Source organism: Stenotrophomonas sp. STEN018, assembly GCF_056760235.1.
In genome coordinates this window covers 54,211-64,652 of sequence record NZ_JBRREK010000031.1, presented here as the reverse complement: position 1 = coordinate 64,652, position 10,442 = coordinate 54,211, and the positions used below count along the sequence as shown (strand labels likewise).

The 10,442-nt window shown below is 57.8% G+C and carries 13 protein-coding genes; 7 read left to right on the top strand and 6 right to left on the bottom strand.

All coding sequences use genetic code 11. The features are described 5' to 3' along the window. The first annotated feature begins 169 nt into the window (after positions 1 to 169). From ACVOMB_RS13285 to ACVOMB_RS13260, 6 genes are read left to right on the top strand one after another with little or no spacing between them, the layout of a single operon-like run. Complete coding sequence (locus ACVOMB_RS13285) at positions 170 to 736, top strand: FliM/FliN family flagellar motor C-terminal domain-containing protein (protein ID WP_481531604.1); 567 nt, start codon at positions 170 to 172, stop codon at positions 734 to 736. Further along, positions 733 to 1,062 carry a FliM/FliN family flagellar motor switch protein gene (locus ACVOMB_RS13280; protein WP_481531603.1) on the top strand — a complete coding sequence of 110 codons (330 nt, stop codon included), beginning with the start codon at positions 733 to 735 and terminating at the stop codon, positions 1,060 to 1,062. Before ACVOMB_RS13285 ends, ACVOMB_RS13280 begins: the two co-directional genes overlap by 4 nt. Before the next feature lie 40 nt (positions 1,063 to 1,102). After that, positions 1,103 to 1,429, top strand: coding sequence for a flagellar biosynthetic protein FliO (locus ACVOMB_RS13275; protein WP_481531602.1), 327 nt, complete (start codon positions 1,103 to 1,105; stop codon positions 1,427 to 1,429). Continuing rightward, a complete protein-coding gene (gene fliP / locus ACVOMB_RS13270) occupies positions 1,419 to 2,228 on the top strand; it encodes a flagellar type III secretion system pore protein FliP (protein ID WP_481531601.1) in 810 nt (269 codons plus the stop codon). Before ACVOMB_RS13275 ends, fliP begins: the two co-directional genes overlap by 11 nt. Positions 2,229 to 2,242: 14 nt before the next feature. Next, positions 2,243 to 2,995 (top strand): sigma-70 family RNA polymerase sigma factor, encoded by a 753-nt coding sequence (locus ACVOMB_RS13265; protein WP_481531600.1) that lies wholly within the window; start codon positions 2,243 to 2,245, stop codon positions 2,993 to 2,995. Further along, positions 2,992 to 3,558 (top strand): tetratricopeptide repeat protein, encoded by a 567-nt coding sequence (locus ACVOMB_RS13260; RefSeq protein ID WP_481531599.1) that lies wholly within the window; start codon positions 2,992 to 2,994, stop codon positions 3,556 to 3,558. Before ACVOMB_RS13265 ends, ACVOMB_RS13260 begins: the two co-directional genes overlap by 4 nt. 98 nt (positions 3,559 to 3,656) lie before the next feature. Here the strand turns inward: ACVOMB_RS13260 and ACVOMB_RS13255 are convergent, their stop codons facing one another. The 6 genes from ACVOMB_RS13255 to ACVOMB_RS13230 form a co-directional block, all read right to left on the bottom strand. Beyond that, positions 3,657 to 3,998 carry a hypothetical protein gene (locus ACVOMB_RS13255; protein ID WP_481531598.1) on the bottom strand — a complete coding sequence of 114 codons (342 nt, stop codon included), beginning with the start codon at positions 3,996 to 3,998 and terminating at the stop codon, positions 3,657 to 3,659. A gap of 127 nt (positions 3,999 to 4,125) precedes the next feature. Next, positions 4,126 to 4,707: a lytic transglycosylase domain-containing protein gene (locus ACVOMB_RS13250; protein WP_481531597.1), complete on the bottom strand. Its 582-nt coding sequence runs from the start codon at positions 4,705 to 4,707 to the stop codon at positions 4,126 to 4,128. Positions 4,708 to 5,005: 298 nt separating this feature from the next. After that, the gene (locus tag ACVOMB_RS13245; protein WP_481531596.1) at positions 5,006 to 5,899 is read right to left on the bottom strand and encodes a catalase; all 894 of its coding nucleotides are present in this window, start codon (positions 5,897 to 5,899) and stop codon (positions 5,006 to 5,008) included. A gap of 63 nt (positions 5,900 to 5,962) precedes the next feature. Next, the gene (locus tag ACVOMB_RS13240) at positions 5,963 to 7,444 is read right to left on the bottom strand and encodes an aldehyde dehydrogenase family protein (RefSeq protein WP_481531595.1); all 1,482 of its coding nucleotides are present in this window, start codon (positions 7,442 to 7,444) and stop codon (positions 5,963 to 5,965) included. Between the two features lie 18 nt (positions 7,445 to 7,462). Next, positions 7,463 to 7,720: a hypothetical protein gene (locus ACVOMB_RS13235; protein ID WP_481531594.1), complete on the bottom strand. Its 258-nt coding sequence runs from the start codon at positions 7,718 to 7,720 to the stop codon at positions 7,463 to 7,465. Continuing rightward, complete coding sequence (locus tag ACVOMB_RS13230) at positions 7,720 to 9,312, bottom strand: GMC family oxidoreductase (protein WP_481531593.1); 1,593 nt, start codon at positions 9,310 to 9,312, stop codon at positions 7,720 to 7,722. The genes ACVOMB_RS13235 and ACVOMB_RS13230 overlap by 1 nt, the downstream gene beginning before the upstream one ends. Before the next feature lie 147 nt (positions 9,313 to 9,459). Here ACVOMB_RS13230 and ACVOMB_RS13225 point away from each other — a divergent pair, with 147 nt between their 5' ends. After that, positions 9,460 to 10,404, top strand: coding sequence for a LysR family transcriptional regulator (locus ACVOMB_RS13225; RefSeq protein ID WP_481531592.1), 945 nt, complete (start codon positions 9,460 to 9,462; stop codon positions 10,402 to 10,404). Positions 10,405 to 10,442: the final 38 nt, after the last annotated feature.

Here is a 10,442-nt window from a genome sequence, read left to right as displayed (position 1 = left end):
GTCGGCCTTGTTGTTCGGCGTCGCCAAAGGTTAGTTGCATGGGTCGATCAAGCTCTCAAATCGCGGATTGCAGTCTGGCAGCTTCGGGGGAGTTGTTCAGAGCTTCCTTAGTGGCCAAGTGCATGCTCTCTTGCGCCTATCTGATTGGAATCGCTATGCGGAAACGGCGATGAAACTATCAGAGCATGCTGCGAGCACGCCGACTTCACCCTTACAACAACATATACACGATTGCATTCGCGATGAAATGCTTGAAGAGCTTATGCAGATGCTCCAATCCGGCTTAACAGCTAGCAGCCATCTTGAACGAGCTGACGCATCTATCTCGGATGTGATGCGCTTCAAGTACGGCGCGTTGAAGCTGACGGTCTCGACAGAGGATCATCCGAGCCTACTGGAAATCCACTGCTCTGCAGAGCACCTGTGGGGTTGCACCAAGCTTGCGCCTTCAACCGCAGTTTTTACACCCTTATTGGTATCGCGATCATCAGCACTGGCAGCAACAAGCGTATCGATCTCGGCGCACCTCAAGGCCCCGACGGTGAGTGCGATGGAGCTATCTACTCTAGCGGTGGGCGACGTACTGACAACCTCCCAATCGATCGCCGAACCGGTCGAAGTACGACTGTGCTCCCGCGAAGGCGCCTCGTCGCTACTGGGCTGGGGGCACCCAGTACGGAGTGGCGAAAAGAGAGCCCTCGCCTTCAACTTCACTAACAACCAGAAAGCATCATGAAAAGCATTGAAACTCCAGCAAGATCCGAAATTTCCCATATCGAGCTCCCTGCACATAAAAGCACAGGACCGACTAAAGACTCGCGCAGGCCTTCTTTAGACGTGCTCAATAACGTTTCTGTCGAGCTCGAGATCCGCCTCGGCACGACGACAACAACGGTCGAGCAGCTTCTAGCATTGCAGCAGGACTCGCTCCTGGAGCTCACCCAGCACCTGCAACAGGACGTCGATGTGCTTTTGAATGGCCAAATTGTCGCGCGCGGACAGCTCGTGGCCATCGACAACAATTTTGGCGTACGCATCACCGAGATTGCGGTTACAGAATAGTCAACATGCCCCTCAATTATTCCTCGATAAACTGTAGATCATGATCACCGAAATTGACTACGTCCGCGTCGCACTTTCACTCGGATTCTGTCTCGCACTTGGCATAGGGGCAATCGCCTTCATTCGAAAGAGATGGGTTCTTCCAACAAAAAGAAATACAAGGAATCTGCGTGTGATCGAGAGCGTCGCGATCGATACGCGAACATCAATGCATGTTATCGGGTTCCAAGACCATCAATTCTTACTGATCACCAGCACCGGAAGCGTGCATCTATCTTCAGTATCCCCTTCATCACCACTAACGAACCTGAGCAACGAAACAACTACGCTCAAGAGCAACGCACCTCAGCCCTGCCATGAAACTTGAAATCGATGTATGTCCAAAATGGCGAAGTGCCATTCGTAGCCTATCCCCCCACATCCTCTGCGCGATAGCGCTGGGCTTTGGGTTCTCGGCTTTCGCAGCAGACACGTCTCAGCAGATGAGCAACGGCGATAGCTCTTTGCTACATCAGCTGGACAATATATCTACCACAACGGGCACCAGCGAAGCTGTTCGCATTGCCACTATCTTGACCCTGCTAAGCCTTGGGCCAGCCTTGGTCATCTCCATGACCGCCTTCATTCGAATCATTATCGTGTTGTCCATGATTCGTCACGCCTTCGGCATGCCGGAAACTCCGCCAACGCCTGTGCTGGTGAGCCTGGGTTTGCTACTCACGGTTTTCGCAATGATGCCCACATTGGAGCGCATCAACAGCGAGGCCCTGCAGCCATTCATGGCAGGCACACTGCCGATTGACTCGGCGTATGAGAAAGGGGCCGAGCCAATGCGCGATTTCATGCTTCGCCAAGTCCGCGAGGATGAACTGGCGCTCATGTATGAGCTATCCGGCAAAGAGCTCCCTGCATCGCCAGAGCAGATTGGACTATTGCAACTCACGCCAGCATTCATCCTCAATGAGCTCCGTGTCGCCTTTCAGATAGGCTTCGTGATTCTGCTGCCCTTCCTTCTAATCGACCTTGTCGTATCCAGCGTACTGTTGTCACTAGGCATGCTGATGGTTCCACCAGCCACAATATCGCTGCCTTTGAAGGTTCTAATGTTCATCATGGTTGATGGATGGAGTTTAATCCTTCAAAGCGTGCTTACCAGCTTTAGATGACCTCGCGAGCCGTCATGTCTGAGAAAGTGGAGCACGATGAATTTGACGAAGAAGTTGGCCCGCTGCGCGTAGCGCTTGGACCTTCAGCTTCAAAGTGCGAGCGGGAGCGTATCTTCCTGCAATACGAACCGTATGCCCGAAGCATCGCAGCCAGGCTCTATTCCGCGAGACAGCGCGATGACGTGCAGTTCGATGACTTCATGCAACTCGCATGCATCGGGTTACTGGAAAGCATAGAGCGCTTTGATCCATCTCGAGGGGTAGAATTTCGCACGTTCTGCACGATACGTATCCGCGGCAACATTTTGAATGGTGTTGAGAAGCTCACCGATGCACAGGCCCAGATTGCCTGCAGAAAGCGGATTCAAAAAGAGAGGATGGCGTCACTTGCTCCCGAGCCATCCCGGTCACCTCTAGAGCGCCTCTCCGAGCTTACGGTTGGCTTGGCCATCGGCTTCATGTTGAGCGACACGGGTATGTACCAAGCAGATCAGCAAGGAACAACAGACGAGATTCAAATGAGTGGCTATGAATCGGTGCTTTGGCGACAGGAGCGCGAAGCAATGGTTTCTGCGCTGGACACATTGCCCGAAAAAATGAGCATGATCATTCGCTACCATTATTTGCGATCGCTGACATTCACGCAGATCGCGACACTGCTAGGCATTAGTAAAAGCAGGGTTTCACAACTTCATCGTTCTGGAATGGCACTGCTGCGGGAAAGAACCCACAAATCTCGACGCTCCACATGGGAAGACCAAGTATGAATAAGCCAATTTTTTATAGTAACTGTGACGAGCAGCAACTCGATCAGATCAAACAGGCCATGCATCGCTCCGAATCTGAAGCCATGCATTTGATCAACCAAGGGCTGGTAGATTACCCCACGGACTCTCGCCTGATGCTGTTGCGGGGCTCAATCTACGCCAATCAGCGTGACTATGACTTCGCGCACGCCGATTTGAGCAAGGCCTTGGTACTGAATCCGAATTTGCATATGGCAAGATTCATGCTGGGACAGCTGGAGCTATGTCGGTCCGATCTGGTACAGGCGGTGGCTACATGGCTCCCACTAACAACTCTAGATGAGAGCAGTTCAACAGCTGACTTTGCAAAGGGAATGATCTGCATGATCGAAGGCGAGCTTGGCCAAGCAGTGCAGCACCTCGAACGAGGCCTGCAACAGGAGCAATCAACACCCGAAATTGTCCCATTTATTCAGGATGTGCGAACGAAAATCCGAGCGAGCATGGCGAATCACAATCGCGTCGACAGTACCGAAAAAACTGAGTCGCACCTACTCCTCAACGGCTACTCTACTAGCGCGTAGACGTCGCCACCTCACTCAAACCATTCGCACTCATGGGAGAAGGAACGTTGCAGCATCCAGAGTCCTCAACCGGACCAGCGGACCTCAAACTTTGACGCTTACCCCTCTGCCCTCAAGCAGGCTAGGCATAGCGCCCAAGATTCCGGATCGCCAGCGAGCACGTCCAAAATTTTAGAAATAGTTTGATGAAATTCAGCTTCGTTAGCCAAGCCTTCACCAAACTCTTTCCGTAACAACCACTCGACCAAGGTGCTGACCAGCACTCGATCGTCGGCGACTCCTGCCACTCTCAAGTCATCAATCAGATGAAGGAGTGAAGGGACTTCATCCGCTCTCGCAGCGCTTACAAACCCGTCCTTATCACCACTCGAACTACCCCGTCTTTCTGAGCGCTCTGAGCGCGCTGCCTGCCTATCCAGCTGTGCATACAACTGGGTCATTACACTTTCAAGTCTGGATAGCGGGTTCAAGGTCTTTTACCCCTAGTGTTATGGGCCGCACGCGATACATCTACCAGGACGATAGTCCCAACGATGCCGGACTAAGCTTTTCCGTATTATAACCCCATTACTGGATCACACCGATTTCATTCCCTGGATTGGTGATCGCTGAAGAGTCATTACTCAGCGGAATGACGTTCCACCGTTTTAGTATCGACTTGATCCGCTCCACATAGATTTCACCGAGATGTGGAGTCTCTGAATGATAGGCAGCAACCGCCCGCCACGTATTTCCATACTTATTCATCTTCCGCCGAAGGTACCAAGCACCTACGTGAGCACTGACGCACGCCTCGGCCAGCATTGATCCATCTACGCCGTGCCGAGATAGCTCTGCCAGGTGAATGCTATTAATCCCCATCAACCCTATATCTATCGTTCCATTATTATTCTTATTAATCGCATCTTCGCGCATTCCAGACTCATTAAAAGCGATCGCACGAAGCACATGAGGGTCCACGCTCTGATATTCGGCAGCCTCTTCCAAGCAATCCGCCGAAGCACAGCTGACAAACCATCCCACCACCAAAAAAAGTACAGCCTTTTGCAAAACCTTCACCATCCGCCCATCTCCAAAGTCCCTCCCATTATCACTTGCGCCAGCCTCGGTTATCAACAGGAACACCACACTCCCCAAAGATGAATTCACATCCCGGTTCAATTTGCGATTTTTCTCAAAAATACACGCAGCACCCCAGTTAATATCGGGCCTTTCCGCGTAACGCGAACCGTGAATAGACTGAATACAGCCCACCACTCCCCCTCGCTCACACTCAGCGGATGAAAACTTTATATTTACTTTTATTTCCCTTCCGCCCCTACTACCCTGCCATTATTAAAACCTCTATTTACGAAACGCAGCTACTGGGCTTTAAATAGCGATGAACTGCCGACGCACGATCGGCTTGCTAGCTTTCAGTTCCAAGGCGCCCGAGAATTTGCCGCCTCTACCGCCCCAACCGCCGCGCAGCAGCCAACCGATAAGCCCGCAGCCGCGCATGCAACATCTGGTCCCCGGCAAAACCTATCCCCGCCGGCAGCAGCACTGGGTCGAAGGCCACTTTGCGCTGCATGGCCTGCTGCGGCAGCAGCCGCTCCAGCCAGATGTGGCCGAGCGCGAATGATGGCGCCGCAGGGTCCCAGCCGCGGGTGATGTCGGTCGGGTCCTCGCCTTCGGGTACCGGAGTGAACAGCAGGGCGAATACCACGCTGCCCTTGGACAGCTCGCCGCGCATGCGCTTATCCAGATAATCGGGGCCGTCCGGCGATGCACGGGCGACGTAGGGCTTGGTCGCGCGCACGCTGAGGCGGCCGATACGCGCGCGTCCGTCCGTGGCGATCAGCCGGTAAGCATGCAGCATGTGGTAATCCAAGGCGCTGAAGCTGCTGGTCACTGCGCCTGCGCGCAGTTCCTCGAAATACGCCACGGCCGGGCAGCCGGCCATCTGTGCGGCCAGCATTGCTGGCGAGCGTTCGCGTTGGTTCAACGCGTTCAAGAAAGCCAGAAACGCTTCCGGGTCACTGGCCGGGAAGCCCTCCAGCGAATGCCCGACCAGCACCATCGCCGCCTTGTTGCCAATACGCAGCGCGAGGCCGCGCGGCTCGCCGGCGGGGCTGCGTTGATCGATATGCGGATTGGCGCCCGAGCTTGAGAAGCGCGCCAACACGCGCAGATCCTCGCCACCGAATACCGCAGCCATGCAGAACTGCGGCGCGGTCGAGGTGGCGCGGAAGTGCCCCTCCACCAGCAGGCCGCGCGCATGATTCACTCGGCCACCGGCCGCAGCTTTCGCCCCGAACTGCAGGGCAGCGAACAACGCCTGCGACATGTCTGTCGCCATTGCCATGTCCTCCCACCGCAGTACCGTGGCGGCAAATAGCAGCTCGCGGGAATGCGGCGCTGTTCAGCGCTCGACCAGACCTGGGTGCAGCGCAATGTGTTTGTATTCCAGAAAATCTTCCAGCGCGGCCAAGCCATTTAGCCGCCCCAGTCCTGACTGTTTGAAACCACCCTCCTCTGTGCCGTCAAATACCCGCGCCCAGTCGTTGATCCAGACCGAGCCGGCATCGAGCGCCTCGGCTACTCGCAAGGCGCGGTCCACGTCGCGCGTCCATACGCTGGCGGCCAATCCATATTCGTTGTCGTTGGCCAGTCGGATCGCCTGCGCCTCATCACTGAAGCGTTGAATGGTGAGCACCGGACCAAAGGTTTCCTGCTGGATGATGGACAGCGCGTTGTCGAACACTTCCAGTAACGCCGGGCGGAAGAACGCGCCCTTGCGCAAGGGACCGGTGGTGATCGGCCCACCACGCTCAACCACGATCGCGCCGGAACTGATCGCCTCCTGCACCACTGCATCCACCCGCTCAACATTTGCGCGATCGATCAACGGCCCCATGTCGCTGCTCGGGTCGGCTGCAGGTCCGACCTTGACCATGCGCAGGCGTGCGCCCACGCCATCGCGCACCGCATCGTAGATGCGGTCATGCACCAGCAGGCGCGAGCCGGTCATGCAGAACTGGCCACTGAATACCGTCAGCGCTTTTTCAATCACCGGTAGCGCCTGGCCCAGATCGGCGTCTTCAAACAGGATCATCGGTGTCTTGCCACCCAACTCCATGCCGAAGCGCTTCAGGTGCTTTGCACCGCTGCTGCTGATCGCGCGACCGGTGCGGGTAGAGCCGGTGAAGCTCACCACTGGCACCTGCGGCGTATCCACCAGGTAGCTGGAGCCATCCGGGCCACTTTCGAAGAAGATATTGATCACACCGCGCGGCAAGGATTCGGCCTCGGCCATGATCTTGGCCATGGTGCTGGCGGTCTGCGCTACCTGCGACGGCAACTTGATTACCGCGGTGCAACCGGCAGCCAGCGCTGGCGCCAACGAGCGGATGGTCAAAACCACAGGCGAATTCCACGGTGCGATCACTGCCGCCACACCCATCGGCTGGCGCAGGATCATCGACAGCCGACCCGGCTTGGGCCGTAGCGAACGGCCTGCTTCCAGCATCGCGGTCGCTGCCGAATAGCGCAGCTTGCTTGGCACCATATCCAGTTCGAAGGCGGCCTCGGCGGCAATCTTGCCGTTCTCCAACGACAGGATCTCAGCCAGACGATCACGATTGCGTTCAAATGCCTGCGCCAACTGCTCCAGCACCCGTGCGCGCAGCTCGTGGTCGTGCGCCCACATGGTCTGCTGGAACGCCTGTGATGCGGCAGACACCGCCGCCATCGCCGCCGCGCGTCCATTGTCTGGGTAGCTGCCGATCACCTCATAGGTCGCCGGATTTATCGAATCCTTGAGCACACCATCGAAGCGTGGAATGCCATTGATCCAATTGGCAGCCCGGCGCAGTTGCTCTGCTGACTTAGTTGCCCCGTTCATGGGACCTCCGTGCGTTGATTACTCATGATCGGCCGGGCCCTGCATCACTCCCGCCCAATAGCGCTGCACTGCAGATAGCAGTGCCTCCACCAACGGCGCGCTGATATTGACCACGATCGGCACGATGATCAGCGTCGATCCCAATACCCGCAGTGGCAACGGCCAGTGCCGAAAATGCTGGCCCAGCAGACTCAACACCGTCAGCACGGTTGGATACACCGCCAGCCAGATCAGCGCGGTGCGTTTAAACCGCGGCGCGAGCTCAGTGCGCCACATCAGCTGTCTGCATCCCGCATCCATTGGCTGATGCGCTCAGCCAACATGATCACCGTGGGATTGGTTGCCACGCAGGGCACATCCGGGAACGCCGAGGCGTCGGCAACGCGCAGGCCATCAATGCCGCGCACGCGCCCTTGGTAATCGAGTACCGCATGTACATCATTGCCACCGCCCATCGGCGCGGTGGAGGTGGGATGGTGGTAGATGTCCAAGGCAGTCGGCAGCGCCGCTTCCAAGGCTTCGTACGAGGTCGACAGCGCGCCCGGCACCATTTCCTCGGCAATCAATGCCGCCAATGGCCCCTGTCGGGCAATGCGCCGGATCAGCTCGATACCTTCCACCATCAGTTGCCGGTCCTGCGTCTCGGTCAACAGATTGAGGGCGATTACCGGCGCGGCGTCGGGGTCTCGCGAGCGCAGCGTCACTGTGCCCAGCGAGCTCGGCCGGGTCAGCGCCAGCGCCAGCATGAAGATGGCGCCGGTGGGCGATGCGTGCGGATCACCGTAGTGCACTGCCGATACGTGGAAGTCGCCGACGTTGGCTGCGGCTTTTGACGACCGCGCCCATAGAATGGCGCCCACAGGTGGTACTGGCAGCCCAAGCCGGTCTGCGCGCGCAGCCCAGGTGGTGTAGAAGAAGGGATGCTCCTGCAGTCGCTGACCGACCGGCAGGTTGGCGACCACATCAATATCCAGTTCCAGCAGATACTTTGCCGGCCCAATGCCGGAACGCAGCAAGACCGCCGCTGTGCCGTAGGTTCCCGCACTCAGCACGATGTTGTCGGCTTCGATGCGCTGACCATCGGCCAACACCACTGCAGCCGCGCGTCGACCCTCAAACGCGACCCGGTCAACCAAGGTCTGGCTGCGGATGCACAGATTGGGGCGCATCCGCACATCAAGCGATAGATAGGTCATACCGGTATTGAGCCGCTGCCCCATCCGGTTGTTCATCGGGCAAGGGCCAACACCAAACGGCTGATCGCTGTTGAAGTCATTCACCTTCGCGAAACCGGCCTGTACAGCAGACGCAACAAAGGCACGCTGCATGTCGGAGACTTCATCGTCCTGCAGGTAGTGGATCGGCCACGGTCCGCTTCGCCCATGAAAGGCATCGTCACCATGCACGGTGCGCTCGCTACGCTGGAAGAACGGCAACACATCCTGCGCAGTCCAGTGCTCAAGTCCGGCCGCGGTCCAACGCTCGAAGTCACCGGCCGGTGCGCGCATCGCCACGCCCGCGTTGACTGCCGAACAACCACCCAGCACCTTGCCGCGCGGCACGGGCATGGTCGCGCCATAGATACCGGGCTCAGCCGAATAGCCCCAATCGTGCGCGCCATCGCCGCCGATGATGTGTTGCAGACGCACTGCATCGGGATAGGCATCCGGTGCGTAGGTTTGTCCGGCCTCTATCAGCAGCACACGGCGGAACGGCTCCTCGCTCAGCCGGCTGGCCATCACCGCGCCTGCCGAACCGCCGCCCACAATCACCACGTCGTAATGCGACTCGCCCGAGGTCGCCACCGCGTGCGCACTGTCACCGCGCACCTGTGCACCTGTACCCGAGTATTTTTGCCGAGTAGCCATGGCAAGCACCTCCGTCATTCCTATCCATCGCCCGCCACCATCAAACAGCTCACCGCACGTGCTGTCGGCAACGGGATCATGGCGCTCATCCTCAGCCGATCCCGATGCAGGCGGAATCCATGCAACCGTCATCACACTCAGGAAAAAATGTCGCCAGTCCTCTCATCCCTGGAATCATTGAACGGCCTGATCGCGTTCGCCTCGGCCGTGCAGGCCGGCAGCTTTTCGGCCGCTGGCAGACAGCTGGGCCTGTCCGCATCCGCCGTAGGCAAAGCAGTCGAACGATTGGAGTTGCGCCTGGGCGCGCGTCTGCTCAACCGCACCACCCGCTCACTGGCACTCACTGGCGAAGGTGAAGTGCTGTATCACTACGCCGACAAGGTGCTGAACGACCTGCAGGAAGCCGAGCGCGAATTGAACATGCGCCAGAACACACCACGCGGGCGACTGAAGATCACCGTCAACCCCATCCTTGCGCGCAAGTTCCTGTTGCCGGCACTGCACGACTTCCACGCGCGCTATCCGGAGGTCAACGTCGCCCTCAGTCTTGATGCAAACCGGCTCGACATCATCGAAGAAGGCTATGACCTGGCTCTGTGGGCTGGCGAGCTGGAGGACTCCAGCCTGCAGGCGCGTCGACTTGGTTCATATGCACTCATCACCTGCGCCTCGCCAAGCTATCTCGCCGATCACGGCACACCTGCCACTCCCGACGACCTGGGTTGCCATCGCTGCCTCTACTATCGCCACCGCGACACTGAGCGAATGGAACCCTGGCGTTTCCAAGGCAAGGTGATCGCCAAGCCCATCGCCCCCGACTGCGCCCTCAACGATGTCGGCACGCTGGCGAGCGCGGCCTTGGCCGGGCTCGGCATCGTGCAGCTGCCGGACTATGTGGTGCGCGAGGGAATAGCAAGCGGCCAACTACAGGAAATACTGGGCAACCATGCCTTCGCACCCACCGGCATTTTCCTGGTGTGGCCACCAATGTCCGCGCAGGCACCTCGGGTACGCGTCTTCATCGATTTCATCGCCAAGCGTACGAGCGACCGGCTCAACTCGTTCAGCATCGCTACTTCGGCACCGCCTTGAACGAACGAAGCCGACCCAGAGGATCGGCTTCATCGTGT